At 67.8% G+C, this 17,024-nt stretch carries 20 protein-coding genes and 2 pseudogenes; 14 read left to right on the top strand and 8 right to left on the bottom strand.

Translation table 11 applies throughout. The annotated features are described in order from the left end of the window. Nucleotides 1-933, bottom strand: coding sequence for an NADP-dependent oxidoreductase (locus TFC3_RS18095; protein WP_067501172.1), 933 nt, complete (start codon nucleotides 931-933; stop codon nucleotides 1-3). Nucleotides 934-1,220: 287 nt separating this feature from the next. Here TFC3_RS18095 and TFC3_RS18090 point away from each other — a divergent pair, with 287 nt between their 5' ends. Beyond that, nucleotides 1,221-1,739 (top strand): PAS domain-containing protein, encoded by a 519-nt coding sequence (locus TFC3_RS18090; RefSeq protein WP_236718187.1) that lies wholly within the window; start codon nucleotides 1,221-1,223, stop codon nucleotides 1,737-1,739. Then, nucleotides 1,736-2,656 (top strand): methyl-accepting chemotaxis protein, encoded by a 921-nt coding sequence (locus TFC3_RS18085; RefSeq protein WP_067501165.1) that lies wholly within the window; start codon nucleotides 1,736-1,738, stop codon nucleotides 2,654-2,656. The genes TFC3_RS18090 and TFC3_RS18085 overlap by 4 nt, the downstream gene beginning before the upstream one ends. Nucleotides 2,657-2,689: 33 nt before the next feature. On the opposite strand, the gene TFC3_RS18080 is transcribed toward TFC3_RS18085, so the two are convergent. Both TFC3_RS18080 and TFC3_RS18075 read right to left on the bottom strand, forming a co-directional pair. Then, nucleotides 2,690-3,550, bottom strand: coding sequence for an LLM class flavin-dependent oxidoreductase (locus tag TFC3_RS18080; protein ID WP_067501162.1), 861 nt, complete (start codon nucleotides 3,548-3,550; stop codon nucleotides 2,690-2,692). A gap of 63 nt (nucleotides 3,551-3,613) precedes the next feature. Then, on the bottom strand, nucleotides 3,614-5,884 hold the full coding sequence (locus tag TFC3_RS18075) for a bifunctional diguanylate cyclase/phosphodiesterase (protein WP_082772477.1): 2,271 nt from the start codon (nucleotides 5,882-5,884) through the stop codon (nucleotides 3,614-3,616). 313 nt (nucleotides 5,885-6,197) lie between these two features. Here TFC3_RS18075 and TFC3_RS39405 point away from each other — a divergent pair, with 313 nt between their 5' ends. Together TFC3_RS39405 and TFC3_RS35950 are read left to right on the top strand one after the other, a co-directional pair. Continuing rightward, on the top strand, nucleotides 6,198-7,406 hold the full coding sequence (locus TFC3_RS39405; RefSeq protein ID WP_067501156.1) for an EAL domain-containing protein: 1,209 nt from the start codon (nucleotides 6,198-6,200) through the stop codon (nucleotides 7,404-7,406). A gap of 30 nt (nucleotides 7,407-7,436) precedes the next feature. Beyond that, a complete protein-coding gene (locus TFC3_RS35950; protein WP_082772132.1) occupies nucleotides 7,437-7,607 on the top strand; it encodes an ATP-binding protein in 171 nt (56 codons plus the stop codon). A 20-nt stretch (nucleotides 7,608-7,627) separates the two neighbouring features. On the opposite strand, the gene TFC3_RS18065 is transcribed toward TFC3_RS35950, so the two are convergent. From TFC3_RS18065 to TFC3_RS18055, 3 genes are read right to left on the bottom strand one after another with little or no spacing between them, the layout of a single operon-like run. After that, the gene (locus TFC3_RS18065; RefSeq protein WP_067501153.1) at nucleotides 7,628-8,440 is read right to left on the bottom strand and encodes a hypothetical protein; all 813 of its coding nucleotides are present in this window, start codon (nucleotides 8,438-8,440) and stop codon (nucleotides 7,628-7,630) included. Then, nucleotides 8,437-9,327 carry an ABC transporter ATP-binding protein gene (locus TFC3_RS18060; RefSeq protein WP_067501150.1) on the bottom strand — a complete coding sequence of 297 codons (891 nt, stop codon included), beginning with the start codon at nucleotides 9,325-9,327 and terminating at the stop codon, nucleotides 8,437-8,439. Before TFC3_RS18060 ends, TFC3_RS18065 begins: the two co-directional genes overlap by 4 nt. Next, nucleotides 9,317-9,718, bottom strand: a complete 402-nt coding sequence (locus TFC3_RS18055) for a GntR family transcriptional regulator (protein ID WP_236718186.1) — start codon at nucleotides 9,716-9,718, stop codon at nucleotides 9,317-9,319. The genes TFC3_RS18060 and TFC3_RS18055 overlap by 11 nt, the downstream gene beginning before the upstream one ends. 144 nt (nucleotides 9,719-9,862) lie before the next feature. Here TFC3_RS18055 and TFC3_RS39400 point away from each other — a divergent pair. Both TFC3_RS39400 and TFC3_RS39395 read left to right on the top strand, forming a co-directional pair. Beyond that, nucleotides 9,863-10,015, top strand: a pseudogene (locus TFC3_RS39400) (transcriptional regulator); the annotation flags it as partial. A 63-nt stretch (nucleotides 10,016-10,078) separates the two neighbouring features. Beyond that, nucleotides 10,079-10,272 (top strand): annotated as a pseudogene (locus TFC3_RS39395) (cation transporter); the annotation flags it as partial. A gap of 155 nt (nucleotides 10,273-10,427) precedes the next feature. On the opposite strand, the gene TFC3_RS18050 reads toward TFC3_RS39395, so the two are convergent. Next, nucleotides 10,428-11,687, bottom strand: coding sequence for a GTP-binding protein (locus tag TFC3_RS18050; RefSeq protein WP_236718185.1), 1,260 nt, complete (start codon nucleotides 11,685-11,687; stop codon nucleotides 10,428-10,430). A 45-nt stretch (nucleotides 11,688-11,732) separates the two neighbouring features. Here TFC3_RS18050 and rpmB point away from each other — a divergent pair, with 45 nt between their 5' ends. The 4 genes from rpmB (at nucleotide 11,733) to TFC3_RS18030 (ending at nucleotide 13,756) form a co-directional block, all read left to right on the top strand. Next, nucleotides 11,733-11,969, top strand: a complete 237-nt coding sequence (rpmB, locus tag TFC3_RS18045; RefSeq protein ID WP_067501141.1) for a 50S ribosomal protein L28 — start codon at nucleotides 11,733-11,735, stop codon at nucleotides 11,967-11,969. Beyond that, nucleotides 11,969-12,136: a 50S ribosomal protein L33 gene (gene rpmG, locus TFC3_RS18040; protein ID WP_067501139.1), complete on the top strand. Its 168-nt coding sequence runs from the start codon at nucleotides 11,969-11,971 to the stop codon at nucleotides 12,134-12,136. The genes rpmB and rpmG overlap by 1 nt, the downstream gene beginning before the upstream one ends. After that, nucleotides 12,136-12,441, top strand: a complete 306-nt coding sequence (gene rpsN, locus TFC3_RS18035) for a 30S ribosomal protein S14 (protein ID WP_067501137.1) — start codon at nucleotides 12,136-12,138, stop codon at nucleotides 12,439-12,441. Before rpmG ends, rpsN begins: the two co-directional genes overlap by 1 nt. An 85-nt stretch (nucleotides 12,442-12,526) precedes the next feature. Further along, nucleotides 12,527-13,756, top strand: a complete 1,230-nt coding sequence (locus TFC3_RS18030) for a YibE/F family protein (RefSeq protein WP_067501135.1) — start codon at nucleotides 12,527-12,529, stop codon at nucleotides 13,754-13,756. Between the two features lie 91 nt (nucleotides 13,757-13,847). Here TFC3_RS18030 and TFC3_RS38075 read toward each other — a convergent pair whose 3' ends face one another. Beyond that, on the bottom strand, nucleotides 13,848-14,057 hold the full coding sequence (locus TFC3_RS38075; protein ID WP_161952622.1) for a hypothetical protein: 210 nt from the start codon (nucleotides 14,055-14,057) through the stop codon (nucleotides 13,848-13,850). On the opposite strand from TFC3_RS38075, the gene TFC3_RS18025 reads away from it, so the two are divergent. From TFC3_RS18025 to TFC3_RS18010, 4 genes are all read left to right on the top strand, one after another. Further along, nucleotides 14,041-14,865 (top strand): ABC transporter substrate-binding protein, encoded by an 825-nt coding sequence (locus TFC3_RS18025; protein ID WP_161952621.1) that lies wholly within the window; start codon nucleotides 14,041-14,043, stop codon nucleotides 14,863-14,865. The genes TFC3_RS38075 and TFC3_RS18025 overlap by 17 nt on opposite strands. Further along, the gene (locus tag TFC3_RS18020) at nucleotides 14,862-15,626 is read left to right on the top strand and encodes a trans-aconitate 2-methyltransferase (protein ID WP_201787178.1); all 765 of its coding nucleotides are present in this window, start codon (nucleotides 14,862-14,864) and stop codon (nucleotides 15,624-15,626) included. The genes TFC3_RS18025 and TFC3_RS18020 overlap by 4 nt, the downstream gene beginning before the upstream one ends. After that, the gene (locus tag TFC3_RS18015; protein ID WP_082772131.1) at nucleotides 15,623-16,636 is read left to right on the top strand and encodes an iron ABC transporter permease; all 1,014 of its coding nucleotides are present in this window, start codon (nucleotides 15,623-15,625) and stop codon (nucleotides 16,634-16,636) included. The genes TFC3_RS18020 and TFC3_RS18015 overlap by 4 nt, the downstream gene beginning before the upstream one ends. Continuing rightward, nucleotides 16,633-17,024: ABC transporter ATP-binding protein (locus TFC3_RS18010; RefSeq protein ID WP_153040451.1), on the top strand; the 392-nt coding region annotated here is incomplete at its 3' end. The genes TFC3_RS18015 and TFC3_RS18010, both read left to right, overlap by 4 nt.

Here is a 17,024-nt window from a genome sequence, read left to right as displayed (position 1 = left end):
TTACCGTCCGGCGGTCGGCGCGGCTTGCACGCGCACGGCGATCTTGCCGCGTGAGTGGCCGGTGTCGACCCGGTGATGGGCCTCGCCGATCTGCTCCAGCGGGTAGATCTCGGAAACGGTGAGGGTCAGCTTGCCCGCACGGTAGGTGTCGACGATGGCCTGCAGACGCTCGGCCGACCGGCGGCTGCGTACGGGCAGCACGCCAAGCTCCTCCGCCCGGTCGAGGTCGACCAGCGCACCGATGCGCTCGCGGTTGGCGACCAGATCGAGCGAGATGTCCAGGGCCTCGCCGCCGGCCGCGTCCAGGGCCACGTCGATGCCCCGGGGCGCCAGGGCCAGGATGCGCCCGGTCAGCCCGTCGCCATAGGTGGTGGGCGTCGCCCCGAGGGAACGGACGTATTCCTGGTTGGCCGGGCTGGCCGTACCGATCACGGTTGCACCGGCGACCTGAGCCAGTTGCACCGCGATCGTCCCTACGCCGCCGGCGGCCGCGTGAACCAGCAGGGTGTCGCCCGCACCGACTTTGAGATCCTCCAGGGCGGTGTGCGCTGTCTGCGCCGACGCGGAGAGGGTGCCGGCCTGAGGCCAGGGCATCCCGGCTGGCTTGGCGACCAGGTGCGCGGCGGGAACGACAACGTACTCGGCGCAGCTGGCGAGCATCGCCCAACCGATCACTTCGTCGCCCGTATGGACGGAGGTGATCCCCGCGCCCACCTGGTCGACAACCCCGGCAAAGTCGTTGCCGACGATCTGCGGAACATGCAAATTTTGGCCGGGGGGAGTCCACCCGGACCGGACCGCCGAATCGTACGGCTGGACGCCGGCCACCTGGACGCGAACCCGGACCTCACCCGGCCCGGCCTCGGGGGTGTCAACCTCGACAACCTGGAGCACCTCCGGTCCCCCGGAAGTGTAGAACGCCGCCGCCCTCATTCGTTCCCTCTCATAGCGCAGAGCAGGTTGTGCTCAGCAGCTTCTCTGGTAAGGAGATCACCGGAGTCCACGTCTACTACCACGTGGAGACCACCTCAATCCTGGCTGTTGTTCTCAATTGCTGCATCCAAGGATCCGGTCAGCGACTGCGCCACCGTAGGAAAGGGTGCAGCGGCGATCTTGTCCAAACGCTTACTTCGGCCGGTGCGGGCGCCGATGAGGTAAAGGGGATTCGTCGCTACTGGATGGGAGTACTCATGAGGTCCGCGGCGGTGCAGCCTAGCGGGGTGGAACGCACCTTTGACGATGGACGTCTCATCGTGTCGAAGACGGACCGCAAGGGCATCATCCGATACGTCAATCCGCTGTTCTTGGAAATTTCCGCCTTCGCTGAGGAGGAGGTGATCGGCAAGCCGCACAATCTGATCCGGCATCCCGCCATGCCGCGCGCGATCTTCCAGCTTCTGTGGGACCGGATCAACGCCGGCAAGGAGCTGTTCGCGTACGTGATCAACTTGGCCGGGGACGGTGCGCACTACTGGGTGCTGGCACACGTCACCCCATCATTCGACCGTAACGGCGAGATCGTGGGCTATCACTCCAACCGCCGGACCGCGGACCGGGCGGCAATTCTCCAGATCGAACGGCTGTACGCGGAGCTGACCGCCGAGGAAGCGCGGCACAGCCGCCCCGCCGAGGCGATCGAGGCGTCCACCGCTCTGCTGCAGCAGCGGCTCAGCGATCGCGGGCAAAGCTACGACCAGTTCGTGTGGTTCCTGGCGACTACCACCTCAGGAGCGTCATGAGCAGCCGAGGCAGCGGACGCCGGGCTCAGGCCGATTCGCAGGCAGCAGAGCTGGCCGCCTACCAGCACGCCGTGGCGCAAGTGGTGGCGGTGTTGCATAAGCTGCAAACCGGCGATCTGGAGGTGCGGGTACCGCTGCTGGACGGACCCCCCGCGGTTCGTCAGCTGCGTGATGCGATCAACGACTTCGTCGACGTCAACGATGCCTTTGTGCGCGAGTCGGCGGCATCTCTCGACGCGGCCAGCCGGGGCGAGTTCCACCGGCAGGTCCTGACTCGTGGCCTGCACGGCGCCTACCGGGAGGCGGCTCAGGGCATCAACGTCGCTCGCGAGCACATGCAGGACAATGCCGATGCGGTACGGCAGGGCAATCAGGAGCGGGTTGCTCTGGCCGGCCGGGTGCAAGAGGTCGCCGAACAGGTGTCCGCCGCGTCCACCGACCTCGCCAGTTCGTCGGACACGCTGGCCGCCTCCGCTGAACAGGCAGTCGGATACGCCGATGGAGCGGTGCACACGGTGCAGACGCTGGAAGAGTCGTCGACCGAGATTCAGAAGGCGGTGGTATTGATCAAGCACATCGCCGCGCAAACCAGGTTGCTGGCGTTGAACGCCACCATCGAGGCGGCGCGAGCGGGTGAGGCCGGCCGTGGCTTCGCCGTGGTGGCCAATGAGGTGAAGGCGCTGGCCGACGAAGTGAACAAATCCTCCGACGACATCGCCGCCCAGGTGGCCGCCACGCAGCAGTCAGCCAGCAGCACGGTGAGCGCCATCCGCACCATCGCTACCGTTATGGCGCAGATGGAACGGCAGGTAGCCGGAGTGGCTGCCGCCGCAAATGGTGTGCCGGGGGAGCACAACGGCCTGTCGCAGCTCGCCCAGACCTTGCGCGAGGAGATCAGCAGACTCAACAGCGACTGACGCACCGGTTGTCAGAGATGTCGAGAGGCGGCGTCACCCCTGACCGAGCGGTCCGGCGCGGACGATGCGGATGGCCTCCGGCAATGGAATCTGCCACGGCAACATGTCTCGCAGAAGCCAGGTCACGCCAACCGATTCGTAGGCGGAAATCAATTCTGTGCGCTGACTGGATTCACCCGGCAGTGGACGGCTGATGATGACGTCATACGGCCCGGTGCTGGTGCGGTGCCGGCCGATGTAGTCGATAATCTTACCTACGGACTGGGGGGACGAAGGAATGATGGCGAAGCCGTCGGCATTGATGTCCACCTCGGTCGGCGCAGCGCCGTCCCAGCGCGCGGCTCGGCGGAACGGTCGCTTGTTCGGCCAGTAGCCGGCTACCCACACCGGAATTTGATCTTGCGCCGGTCGTGGCAGGAAGGTTGTCTCCCGCATGCTGTAGTAGTCGCCGGTGAAGGCGAAGGGCTCACCAGTGCACAGCCCGCGCACAATTGTCAGGCACTCATCCAGTTTGTCAGCTCGGACTCGTGCGTCGCCGTCCTCACCGAACTGCTCGAACTCGGCCGCACCGGAAAAGCCGAGACCGACTCCCAGGATCATCCGGCCTGCCGACAGGTGGTCGAGGGCTACGACCTCACGAGCGACTTTCCACGGCCGGCGCCGGGCAAGCTGGGCGATCATGGTGCCGATCCTGATGCGTACGGTCGTTGCCGCGATTGCCGCCAAAGCGATCCACGGATCGGTGACCGCAGGACGGGTTCGCACGTCGAAGACCAGGGAGTCCCACACGAACACGGCGTCCCAGCCTGCTCGTTCAGCGTCCTGAGCCAGGTTCATCAGCACGTGAGGATCGGCGTACTCACCGATCACCGGCAGATTGACCGCGTACTGCATCGCCGTTCCCCAACTCGCCTGGACAGCAGTTGTGGGGATGAAGTCTACGCCTGGCAGCCGTTGTCAGCCCACGGTTGAGAACTGGTGGCGGACCAGGGATGTGGCCTCGGGAAGGGGGAGCGGGCGGTAAAAATAGAAACCCTGGCCCGCCGCGCAACCCATGTCGATCAGGGCAGCGGCTTGGGCGGCTGTCTCGATGCCCTCGGCCACCACTGTCATTTTGAAGGCCCTGCCGAGGTGAACCACCGCCTCGCACACCGAGCGAGCCTGCGCGTCATCGGCGATACCGGTTACGAAAGAGCGGTCGATCTTCAACGTTGTCACCGGAAGGCTGCGCAGGTAGCTCAAGGCCGAATAGCCCGTTCCGAAGTCGTCCACCGCAAGCTGGATGCCCAGGTCCCGCAGAGCCTGCAAACGGCCGACGATGAGCGGGTCAGGTTGCAGGATGACGCTCTCGGTTATCTCGAGGGTGAGCCGGTCGGGCGGGAACCCGGTATCGGCCAGGACGGTCTCGACAGTCTGCACCAGGTCGGCCTGAGCTACTTGCTTGGGTGACAGGTTCACCGACAGCTGCAGGGCGTCGGCGCCGGGGGCGTCGGCCCGCCAGCGGGACGCCTCACGGCAGGCCGCACGCAGCACCCATGCGCCCAGCGGCACGACCGCGCCGGTCTCCTCAGCCAGATCGATGAACGCGCCGGGCCCCAGCAGGCCGCGATCGGGATGATTCCAGCGGACCAGGGCCTCAACCGCCTGCAACTCACCGGTTGCCAGCGCGACTGCGGGCTGGAAGTGCACCACCATCTCATCGTTGGCGACGGCCCGGCGCAACTCCGCCTCGCGCGCCTTGCTGTCCAGCACGTCGGAGTAGTACTCGAAGCGGCCACGCCCAGCGCGTTTAGCCGCGTACAGGGCGGTATCGGCCTGCTGTAGCAGGGTCTCGCCGGAGAGGTAAGGATCTTCGCGGACCACCACGCCGATGCTCGCCTCGACCAGGAGTACATGATCACCAAAGACAACGGGGGCGCGCAGCGCCTCCAGCAGACGAGTGGCGACCACGCCCGCGGTATCCCGGGACGGCAGGCCTTGCAGGAGGACGGTGAACTCGTCGCCACCGAGACGGCCGGCCAGGTCGCCGCCGCGGATCACAGCGCGCATGGCATCGGCCGCGGCGATCAGGACGGCGTCGCCTGCTTCGTGGCCGAACGTGTCGTTGATGGGCTTGAACCGGTCGAGGTCGATGAGCATGATCACGGTGTACCTGCCGGGCCGGACCGGCTGACCGGCGAGCTGTTTCAGGCGTTCGGTGATCAAGGTGCGGTTGGCCAGGCCGGTCAGGCCATCGGTGACCGCCATCTCCCGGTTGTCGCGCAGAGCGTGCATCTGGCGGGCCATCACCAGCAGGGTGAGCACCGCGGCTCCCAGGATCATGCCGCCGTACGGGTCGAGCGGAAGGTGCGACGACTGCTCGGCGAGCAGGAGGTAGGCGGCGACGCTGGCCGCATAGGGGAGAAGCACGACCGCGTTGCGGTTTCCCCGTCTCTGCGCCGGGTACCGAAGCTGGCGGTACTGCTGGTCGGCCGCCAGCACCAGCAGGAAGCAGCCGGCCAGCCACAACAGGTCCGGCCAGGAGCCGCCGGTAAAACCACCGTGCAATTGAATCCAGCTGTACGACACATCGGCGATCACGGTCAGCGCGATCGATGCGGTGAGCAGCCGGACCGGGGCCGGCGCCTCCGGCTGATGACGCCGCTGTATGGCAGTCGACACAGCCAGAACGAGCAACAAGTCGCCGATCGGCAGCGCGGCCGTAAACGAACGCTCCCACGGCGAAATGCCCGGCGCGTTAAGGATCGGGCCGAGCAGGAGATACCAGATGGCGATAAATCCGCCGGCGCCCACGATCAGTGCGTCCAGCACCAGCTTCTGCCGGTCCCGTCGACGCCGGTACTGACCGGGCAGCATCAGCAGCCCGGCGAACATGAACGGGGAGAAAAGCAGGAAGCAGTAGTCGGCGGTCGACGGATAGCCGGTGGTGTGCAGGATCTGGCTCTGCACGAACCAGGAGCAGTGCGCTGCGAGCTGGCAGATGAACGCAACGGTGATCACCTGCCAGGCGCGCCGGGTCCTGGCTTCCTGCCGCTTCGACAGTGCCACCCTGGCGGCCAGCACGGCGAAAACAACCGCTTGCGGGACGTACGAGGCGTCCGTCACCAGCGTGGTGACCTCGGCACCGCCCCATCCGCCGAAGTACCAGGCCTGCTGCACAACGAGCAGGACAGCGCACGCGAGCACGCTCGCGGCGGCTGTCCGGCCGGTCCGGATCCAGGTCAGCATCATCAACCTGTTCGGCGGAACCGATGCCATCGTGAGCCGTTCCGGCACTGAAGGCAGACGGCACTGCAACGGCAGCGCCTCCGCAGGGTCAGGATCCGGCCGCTCGCCGGGCAAGTGCTGCCCCTTCTGCCCATCGCCTGTGTGGCCAGCCGCTGAGCGGGGCCGTTCTCCGCAGCAGCGGGCCTGCGTCGACGCTGATCGGAGCCAGAGCCCCTCAGGATCGACGCATTTCTGCCGAAGATGAAGACCTGCGGGTTGACGCCATTATCGCCCTTCAGCGAGCAGGTACCCGAGTCGGGCAGGGAGATTAATCGTGCACACAGCACCCTCAAGCACCGGCTTGGCTACTGCGGCGTGGCAGCCGGACGAGGCCGACCTGCGGGAAGTCGATCGCCTGCTGACCTTGGCCCGCCAGCACCTGGGAGTCGAGGTGACCTGGGTGTCGGCGTTCACCGCCGGTCAGCAGGTGTTCCACGCAGCGACCGGGGAACTCGACGCGATGAACGTGTCCGTCGGGGATGGCTCCGACCTGCACGGCGCGATCTGTACCCGGGTCCTGGCCGGCACCCTGCCCAACATCATCACCGACACCCGGCGGCACCCCGTCACCCGCGACCTGCCGGTCACTCAGCAGCTACGCATCGGCTCGTATGCGGGTGTGCCCTGGCACGGCCCGGACGGGATGGTCGCGGGCATGCTGTGCTGCGTCAGCCGGCATCCCGACCCCACATTGAACGCCCGGACCGTGAACTATCTGGCGTTGATCGCCGACCTGATCAGCAACCACATGAGCAGCCCGGTGTCCCGGCAGCGCCAAAGCGCCGCAGCGGCTCGCCGCACGGTACAGCGCGTTCTGGACACCGATGCCATCCGCATGGTGTTCCAGCCAGTCGTTGAACTGGACAGCCGGCGCGTGATCGGTTTCGAAGCTCTCGCACGCTTCGATCCGCGAACGTTCACCGGGCCGGACAAAGCCTTCGCCGCTGCCACCCAGAGTGGTCTCGGCACTGCGCTCGAGCTAGCCGCCGTCCGCCACGCCCTGCGCCGTCTGCCCGACCTGCCCGATCGGAGCTGGCTCGCAGTGAACTTGTCCGCGGAGGCCCTGCTCGACCCGCAGGTTCGCGACACCCTCCTCGCGCACGCCGGCGACCAGGTGACCGTCGAGATCACCGAGCACACGCAGGTCGACAACTATGGTCTGCTCAGCGACGCGCTCGACCCGCTGCGGCAGGCCGGGATCCGGCTCAGCGTCGACGACGCCGGGGCCGGATACGCCAGCTTGCACCACATCCTGCAGCTGCAACCGGACTTAATCAAACTGGACATCAGCCTGGTCCGGGACATCGACACCGACCCGGTGAAGACCGCTCTCGCCGAGTCGCTGAACGGCTTCGCCGCCCGGATCGGCGCCAGCCTGATCGCCGAAGGCATCGAAACCGCCGCCGAACACACCCGGTTGAGCGAACTCGGAGTCACCTACGGGCAGGGCTACCACCTCGCCCGGCCCGCTGACCTACCCTGAGGTGAGGCAACGCCCCGGCACGTCGAGACGGTGAGACCGGGCTATCCGGCGAAGAGCGTCGGGCTTGCCATCGTCAAGGAGGTTGTCGAACACCATGGCGGGCGGATCTGGCTGGACCTCAAGGTCAGCCAGGGCACGGCGGTCTGGTTCACGCTGCCCGCAGCTGAGGTGGCAGCGGGCGTGCCCAGACATCTGGTTTGAGCCTGGCCTGGCGATCAGGCTCAGCGCAGTGTCCGGGTGACCAGACGTCGTCCGATGAGCACGGCGGCGGCGGTGCCGGCAGCGAGAGCGAGTGCTGCGAAGGTCGCGGTCTCGTCCTCGGTCTGCGTGCCGAACCGCAGGGAAAGCGCATCGGACCACGACGTCAGCAGGTAGACCAGGAACCCCAGCGCCAAACCGCCGAGCTGCGCGACGATGAGCGCCACGGGCCACGCGGCAACGGACACCACAAGGGTACGCAGCGTGCGGCCGCTGGCCAGCCCGACGGTGCCGGCCAGCGCAGTGATGAACACCGTGGTCATCATCATGAAGCCGACGTTACTTTTGTGCAGTTCGCCCAGCAGGGCATAGCCGTCGTCGTCCAGCAGCAGGGTGTACCGCGCAGCACTCAAGCGGAAGGTGGCGCCGGCCACGGCGGTGCAGACGGCACCCGCTGCCAGCGCCCAGCCGATTTTGGTGAACAGCCACCGCAGGCGGGGTACCGATTGGGTAAGGGCGAAGGCGTCGGTTGACTCCTCGCGTTCGCGGGCGAACAGCGGCACGCCCAGAATCAGACCGATCAACAACGGCAGGAAAGCGGCGACGAGGTCGATGGCCTGGGCCACGTTCGTCGCCGGGCCCAGAGGCAGGCAGCTGACGAGGTGCTCGCAGAGCCCGGTCCGATCGGGCGCGTATGCCGCGACGGAAATGCCGTGCGCATCTGCCTGCTGCTGAATGAGGTGAGCGCCGGTGATGATGAAAGCAGCCGACGCCACGCTCAGAACTGTGGCAACGACCAGGTACGGACGAAGCAGTCGCAGGGCAAGCCAGTTCATGCGGCGGTGACCTTTCGCTCAGGTTGCGTGGCAGGGGTCCGCAAGTAGCCGAGGATCAGTTCCTCCAAGGTCGGCCGATGCCAGGCCAGACCGGTTGCCGCGACGGGTTCGACGGATCGGATGAGGGCGGTGGCCTCGCTACCCGCGGCGCGTACCTCGATGACCTTCCCACCGTCGAGATCCGTGAGTGCTCTGCTGGCGCCCACTGCCACCAGATGACTGGTCAGCGCCTGCTCCACCTCGGCGGCTAGGCGTACCCGTCCCTCCGCCAGCACCACCACGTGGTCGCAGATGCCGTCGATATCGGCCACCACATGGGAGGACAGCATGACGGTCGTGCCGCGTTCGGCGACGCCGGCCATCAGTGCCCCGGTGACTTCCGCGCGAGCGACCGGGTCCAGGGGGGCCAGCGGCTCGTCGAGCACCAGGAGATCGGGCCGTTTGGCCAGGGCCATCACCAGTGCCAGACGGCTGCGACGTCCAGCAGTGAGGGAGCCCACCCGGGTGGTGGGTAGCAGACCGGCGTCGCCGGTGAGCCTGCGCGCGTACCCGGCATCCCAGTGAGCGTTGAGCCGGCCGCCGAGCGTGAGTGTCTGAGCCACCGTCAGCATCGGGTACAGCGGTGACTGCTGCCCGACATACCCGATCCGCGGCAGTGCCTCGTCCCCGGCTGGCTTTCCGAAGACGCGCACCGCGCCTCTGTCCGGACGTAGCAGCCCGACCGCGGTGCGCAGCAGTGTGCTTTTGCCGGCGCCGTTACGGCCGACCAGCGCGGTGACCGACCCGGCAGGCACTGCGAAGGAGCAGTCGTCGAGCACGCGGCGCGAACCGGCGGTGTGAGTAAGGCCGGCAACATCCAACGCCGGCGTCGCCTGGTCAGTTGTCATGGCGCAGGCCCTCAGGCGTCGGTGTGGTGACAGCTGCCACCTCGGCAAGCAGCGCCTGCATGTCCGAGACATCGAGACCTGCGGCAGTAGCGCGGGTTGCCCACGCGGCCAGTTCATGCCGCAGTTCCCCGACGTTGTCGGGAAGCGGCGTCAGGTGTTCGCGCACGAATGTGCCAGACCCCTGCCGTGGTTCCACGAGCCCTGCCACCTCCAGCTCCCGGTACGCCCGGAGAACGGTATTGGGGTTGATGCCGGCATATTCGGCGACTTCGCGAGCCGTAGGTAATTGATCACCCGGTGCCAGGCGGCCCATCCGGACTGCCTGGCGTACCTGCTGGACCAGCTGCACGTAGACGGCAGTCCCGGTCCGGCGATCGATCCGGAAGATCACGACAACAACCAATCCCATAGTCAACTAGTGGAATTAGACTCCAGGGCCAACCGGCCAGATGTCAAGACCCAACCCGAACCATGGATGCACTGCAGGTCCCGGCCGCTCGGTACACCCGCGAATGAATACAGCGAAAACTGTATTATCGGCGGCACGGAGACAGTGACTGATGGTCAGGTCCTGGCCCGCTTCGGCCATGCGCTGTCCGATGCCACCCGCGCCTGCCTGCTGCTGGCCCTGCGCGAGGCCCCTGGCTACCCGGCCGAACCGGCGGACCTGCTCGGCGTGACCCGCAGAACCCGCCGGCCCTGCCCCGCCGCGCCGCGCCGTCCTCACCGCCGGGTCCGGCTGCTGGTCGCTGCCGTCGCGGACTCCAAGCTGACCTTGCTCTGCACGTACCTGTCCGCTGTCCTGCTCCTCGGCCTCGCCTCAACCGTCTGTTCGGCCGGAGTTGGGCCGACCCCGTCGTCGCTCTGCTCATCGCCGCGGTCGCTGTCAAAGAAGGCCGCGATGCCTGGCGTGGCGATGCCTGTTGCAGCCAGGGGTCCAGGTAGTTCTCAGTGGGGCCCGGCATTGCCGCCTCGACCACGGCCCCGGCGCCGCCGACCTGTTGCGTGTCCCACGGGCACGTGCTCACCACATCTTGTCCGGGTCGCTGACGCCGGCAGGAACGGCAGTTCCATCCCCAGTGCTTCGGGATCCTGAGCGGTCAAGAGGCGACCTGCTCGGTGACCGGCGGCGTGTCGTGCTCGCCGGCTGGGGTGAAGGCTCCGGCGAACGGGTCGGGCAGCGTGTGCCATGCGTCCTGTCCTGCGGCGATTTCAGCATCGGTGAGCAGGCAACTGTCCAAAAGGCTGGTTGTTGCCGCCGCATCCGGACCGAGCCCGACAAACGACAGTACGGTGCGCCGGTCGCCGTAGTAGAGGTCCCAATCCGCGTCGGCGGCCAGGCGTCGCATGTCGCTCGCCTCGTCCCAGCGAGATGATGGCAGGGCCGCAAGCCAGGCGCCAAGCGATCTCAGGGCGAGACCACCGCCCGCCGATTCCCACGCGATGGCCGTGTCACTCTGGCTGGCTATCCACAGCTGACCGCGTCCGCGAAGCGCCTTGCTGGTGAGCTCGTCCAGCGCGTCGTACAGGCGTTGCGGGTGGAACGGGCGGCGGCTGCGAAACAGCAAAGCATTGACGCCGTGGTCTCCGTCAGGGTCGTGAACACCGATGGGGAAGCCTTCGAGAGTGCGTCCTGGCATGCCCGGGACAGCGGGATCGTGCCGCCCCGATCGCAGGATCTGTGCGGCCAGGGTGGTGCAATCCACCGTGGGACTGTCACCGATGCGCGCGTGAACCGCCCACGGCCCGAGCCGGTGCAGTAAGGCGGCGAGCCTCGCGTTGTCGTAGCTGTCCAGGTCCGGGCTGCCCCAGACGACCAGGGTATCGGCGAACTCCACCTGACGGCTGAGCACGTCGGCGACTGCGCGATCGTCGTTGTCGGCCGCGTGCAGACCGCGGTCCCGCAGATCGTCGGTGCTGGCGAGCTCGTCCAGGAAGCCGGTGGCCTCAACAACGGTGACGATGGAGTCCAGCCGGATTGAGTCACTGACGGCCCGGCCGTCCACGGCGGATGCGGCACACGCGGCGGCCACCGCCTCGGGCTCGATGGCGGGAGGCAGCGCCAGCAGGATGTCGCTGCCGGGCCGTTGCCGGCTCCACCGGACCAGCGCCGGCAGCACATCCTCACGCAAAGTGCATGAGATGCATCCATGGACAAGTTCGGTGTGCCCGCTCTCCAGGACGGTGTCGGCCGAGCGTACGGTCCGGCGCACCACACCCTCATGAACGTTCGCCAGGTCGTGGCTGACCAGGATCAGCCGGGGGTCGGTGGACAGCAGTGCGCGGGCAACCGCTTCGGTGGCCGCCGCGGAGAAGCCCGCGAGCACAGTGACGCGGGTACGGATCTCGGTTGCAGACATGACCCCTATCTTGTTGGAAACGGTTTTCATTGTAAAGTGAGCCGCATGTCGTCCTCGTGTGATGTCACCGGTAAGAAACCCGGCTTCGGCAACAGCGTCTCTCATTCGCATCGCCGCACCCGCCGGCGCTGGAATCCCAACGCGCAGCGCCGGCGCTACTGGCTGCCCTCCCAGGGCCGCTACGTGCGGTTGAACGTCAGCACCACCGGCATCAGGATCATCGACAGGGACGGCATCGAGGCCGTCGTGGCACGTCTTCGAGCCCGTGGGGTGCAGCTCTGATGGCCCGCACCACCGACGTTCGCCCCGTCATCAAGCTGCGCAGCACCGGCGGTACCGGATACACGTACGTAACCCGTAAGAACCGCCGTAACGACCCCGACCGCCTCGTCTTGCGCAAGTACGATCCGGTGTTGCGCCGGCACGTCGACTTCCGGGAGGAACGCTGATGACTCGCCGAGCCTTGATCGAGCGTGAGAAGCGCCGGGCCGTACTGTCGGAGCGGCACTTCGAGCGGAGAGCCGAGCTGAAGCGCCTGATCGCCGCGCCCGCCACCACATCCGGCAACCGGGTGTACGCGGTCCGGCGTTTGGCTGCCCTGCCCCGCGATGGCAGCCCGGCCCGGCGCCGCAACCGCGACCAGATCGACGGCCGCCCCCGTGGGGTGCTCAGCCGATTCGGGCTCTCGCGTATCCGCTTCCGCGAGCTGGCCCACGACGGGCAACTGCCGGGTGTGCGTAAGGGATCCTGGTAATCAACGGGTTCGCTGGTGTGCGCTGGAACGCGACTCGGGCGGATGCGCTGAGTTGCGTTCCGGCGTGGTGACTACGCTGCCCTGCATGGGGCCCGGCAGGCGCGGCAAGCACGCGGTAGCAGCGCAGGCTCATGTCCACGCGCACGGCGCGGCTCCGGCGGCGTCGCGGCATACCCGGCGGCTGGTCACCGCTGTGCTGATTCCACTCGCCGCCCTTACGGTGCTCGCTTTGATCCTGCTCTGGCCGGCCCCGGCAGCCAAGAATGTGGTCGCACCCGGCTCCACCAGTGCGCGGGTGCCGGCCGAGGTGATCTCCGTCAGTGAAAAGCCGTGCCCGGCGGTGGATCCAGGTACGCCCGCGCAGGGCCGTCCGCGGCGGTGTGGTCAAGCCGTGGTGAGGCTCACCGGCAGTGCACAACGCGGTACGGCGGTTGCCATCGCCCTTCCGCAAGACCGTGGGCTCGCGGTGCACGTGGGCGACAGGATCGAGCTGGATGCTGTCACCGATGCCGCCACCGGCCGGTTCACGTACTCCTACCGCGACTTTCAGCGCTCGCATCCGATGATGTGGCTCATCGCCCTGACCCTGGCAGTGGTACTCGCCTTCGGCCGCGGGCACGGGCTTGCCGCGCTCGGGGGACTGGTGCTGAGCTTCGCCGTGCTGCTGTACTTCGTGATCCCCGCCATTCTGGACGGTAGATCACCACTTCTCATCGCCGTGGTGGGGTCCGCGGCCATCATGCTCGGCGCGTTGTATCTGACCCACGGCGTCAACGTGCACACTTCCGTCGCTGTGGCCGGCACGCTGGTCAGCTTGGTCATCACCGGAGTGCTGGGGGCGCTTTTCACCACCGCCATGCACCTGAGCGGCATTGCCAGCGATGACACCGCCTATCTGTCCACGACTCGTGACACCATCGACATGCGCGGCTTGCTGCTCGCCGGCATCGTCATCGGCGCACTCGGCGTGCTCGATGACGTCACCGTCACCCAGGCCGTCACCGTGGCCGAACTCGCCGCCGCCCGCCCGCGCAGTCGTCGAGAGCTGTACCGCTCGGCAATCCGGATCGGGCGTGCGCACGTCGGCTCGGCGGTCAACACCATCGTGCTCGCCTACGCCGGCACATCGCTGCCCTTGCTGCTGCTGGTCGCCGTCAGCCCGCAACCGCTCACCGAGATGCTCACCAGCGAGTTCCTCGCCCAGGAAATCCTGCGCTCGGCTGTCGGGACGGCAGGGCTGGTGGCCTCCGTGCCCATCACCACCGTGCTCGCCGCAATGGTCGCCGGGCTCGGCGCCACCGAACCGCGCCACTGACCCACCGCTGCGGGGGCGCCGGGATGTCCGGTGGCCCGGGTCGCTGCCGGGGTGTACCGCCATTTCGCAGCTTCACAAGCAGTTCGCAGCATCACAAGGGGATTACGCCCGCTTGACGCGGGATGATCAGCATTTCCATAATGGCGGTGACGGGGTTGGTCGCGGGGTGCGGTAGCGACGGGGTCGAACCCGCTGCCGCGCCTGCCTCCTCCGCAGCCACTGCGACGATCACAAATTGCGGCAGCACGCTGTCGGTCACCGCGCCGCCGATGCACGCAATCACCATGGAACAGAACGCCACCGAGATCCTGCTCAGCCTCGGCTTGGCCGGCCGGATGGCGGGCACCAGCTACCAGACCGATCCGGTACTGCCCGAGCTGCGCAGCGCTTACGACAGCGTCCCGGTGCTTGCGAAGCTCTATCCCGCTCGCGAGAAGGTCCTCGCGGCACAGCCAGACTTCATCTACTCGACCTTCACCTCGGCCTACGCCCGTGACGCCGCCGGCCCGCGCAAGGACCTGGCCAAACTCGGCGTGCCGGCGTACCTGTCACGCTTCGCCTGCGAGGATCCGGCCACCGGGGAGAAGGCCGTCACCTTCGACGGCATCTTCGCTGAGATCAGGCAGATCGCCACGCTGTTCGGCGTACCCGGGCGCGGGGAAGAGCTGGTGACCGGCCAGCAAGCGCGGCTGACCTCCGCGGTCGACACGGCGCGAAGTCACCGGGGCACCTCGCTGCTGTGGTACTACTCAGGCACTAGTACGCCGTATATCGCCGGTCAGGGCGGTGTGCCCGCTGCGATCAGCGAGAAGCTGGGCGTGCGTAACGCGTACGGCGATGCCAAGCAGACGTGGCCCGCGGGTAACTGGGAACAGATCGCACAGAGAAACCCGGATGTCATCGTGCTGGCCGACCTCACCCGCGGCGGTGATGGTGACAGCGCCCGGTCGAAGGTTGACTTCCTGCGCTCCAACCCGGTCACCGCGAAGCTGGAAGCGGTGCAGGCCGGGCGGTTCATCACCGTGTCCGGGTCCTCGATGGACCCGTCGGTGCGCAGCGTCTCAGCCGTCGAGCAGGTCAGCGCGGGCCTGGCGGAGCTGGGCCGGTGAACCCGCTGACCACCGCCGCCGCGACCCGGTTGCTGCAGGACTGGGACGAGCAGCAGTCGGCGTACGTCGCCCACCGGGAGAACCGCTTCGCCGTGATGCTCGACGTCCTGCGGCTGCACTTTCCCGGCGGGAAGGTCAACGTTCTCGACCTGGCTTGCGGGCCCGGCGCAATTCCCCGGCGCGTCCTGCAGGCATTCCCGCACGCCGAGGTCACTGCGGTGGACTACGACCCGATCCTGCTGCAGATCGCCACCGCAGTCCTGACAGAACATGGCACCCGGGCCCGGGTCGTGGATGCTGACCTGGCGACCCCGGACTGGCCCGCCACGTTGGACGCCCGCCCGGGCGCCGTGCTCAGCTCGACCGCGTTGCACTGGCTGTCCCCAGCGCAGTTGCTCGCCGTCTATCAGGCGGCCGCGGCGCTGCTGCCGCCCGGAGGTGTGCTGCTCAACGCCGACCACCTGCGTTTCGACGACAGCTCGCCAACGCTGCGCGACCTAGCTGGCCGCCATGACGAGACCACCCAGCGCGAGGGATTCGCCGCCGGAGCGCTTGACTACGCCGCCTGGTACGCCAAAGCCATCCGAGAGCCGGAACTGGCCGCGCTGGCACCCGTACGGAATCAGCGCTTTGCCAACCGGCCGCCGCAGCCGCTTGCGTCCTTGGAGTTTCACCTCGCTGCCTTGCACACAGCCGGATTCGCCGAGGTGGGTACGGTGTGGCAATACCTCGACGACTACGTCGTATTCGCCCGGCGGTGACCCGGGAAGGGAGGGGCGCGCTCCTGCTCGCCGGAGCCGCTCTGCTGCTCAGCATCGCCGTGTCGATCACCATCGGTGTGGCGGACCTGTCGGTCGGCGAGGTGGTGCGAAGCCTGGCCGCGCACTGCGGGCTGCCGGTACGTCCGCTGCCGCCGCTGCAGGACAGCATCGTCTGGGACCTGCGCACACCGCGGGTGCTGCTGGCCGGATTGGTCGGTGCGGGTCTGGCGGTGTGCGGGGCTGTGCTGCAGGCCTTGACACGTAACGCGCTCGCCGACCCGTACCTGTTGGGTATTTCTGCCGGCGCCTCAACCGGTGCGGTGTGTGTGCTCGTGCTGGGGCTGGGGACCGGTGCGGCGGCGTTGTCGATGGGGGCGTTCGCCGGTGGTGCCACGGCCTTCGTCGCCGCGGTGCTGCTGGCTGGACGCCGGTGGAGCGAGCCGAGCCGGATCCTACTGGCCGGTGTGGCCACGGCTCAGCTGTTCTCCGCGGTGACCAGTTTGATTGTGGTCGGGCAGGCAAGCCCCGACGGCACCCGCGGTGTGTTGTTCTGGCTGCTGGGCTCGCTGACCGCGGCGTCCTGGCCAGCGGTGGCCTTGGCCGTGGGTCTCGGAGGTGTTGCCGTGCTGGTGTGCTGGGCGGCCGCGCCGGCCCTGGACGCGTTCGCGTTCGGGGCGGACATGGCGCAGACGCTGGGCTTTTCCCCGGCACGCGTGCGGGCGCTGCTGTTCGCCGTGACCGCGATGCTGGCCGCTGTGCTCGTAGCGGCCAGCGGTGCGATCGGGTTTGTCGGCCTGACTGTTCCGCATGCAGCGCGCCGTATGGCCGGCTCCCGGCACCGGAGGTTGCTGCCAGTGTCCGCTCTCGCCGGTGCGGTGCTGCTGATCTGGGCTGATACCGCGGCACGGACGGTGTTCGCGCCGCAGGAGTTGCCGGTCGGGGTAGTCACGGCCTTGCTGGGCGTGCCGGCATTTGCCATCCTGCTGCGCCGTTCCGGGGAAGCGTCGTGAAACTGCAAGCGTCGGAGCTGGAGCGGCGGGTGCGCGATGCGGTCCTGCTGGCGGGGGTGTCGCTCGACGCGCCGGCGGGCAGCACTGTCGGCTTGCTGGGTCCCAACGGCTCCGGCAAGTCGACCCTGTTGCGCGTGCTGGCCGGTCTCACTGCTCCGGATGCTGGCCGGGTGACCCTTGACGGCGTGGACCGCACCGCTCTGCCGCGGCGCACGCTCGCCCGCCGGATGGCGGTGGTGTCACAGCACACTCCCGATGACGCCGACATGTCCGTCGCCGATGTTCTGCTGCTGGGGCGCATCCCGCACCGGCCGCTGCTGGCGCCGGTCGGCGCGGAGGATCTGCGGCGGGCGTCGGTGGCCCTGGCCGAAGCCGGGCTGGGCGGGTG

Source organism: Actinoplanes sp. TFC3, from assembly GCF_001553785.1.
GTDB lineage: Bacteria > Actinomycetota > Actinomycetes > Mycobacteriales > Micromonosporaceae > Actinoplanes.
Note: the sequence above shows the minus strand (reverse complement) of the source record. Positions and strands in the feature narration are given on the sequence as shown.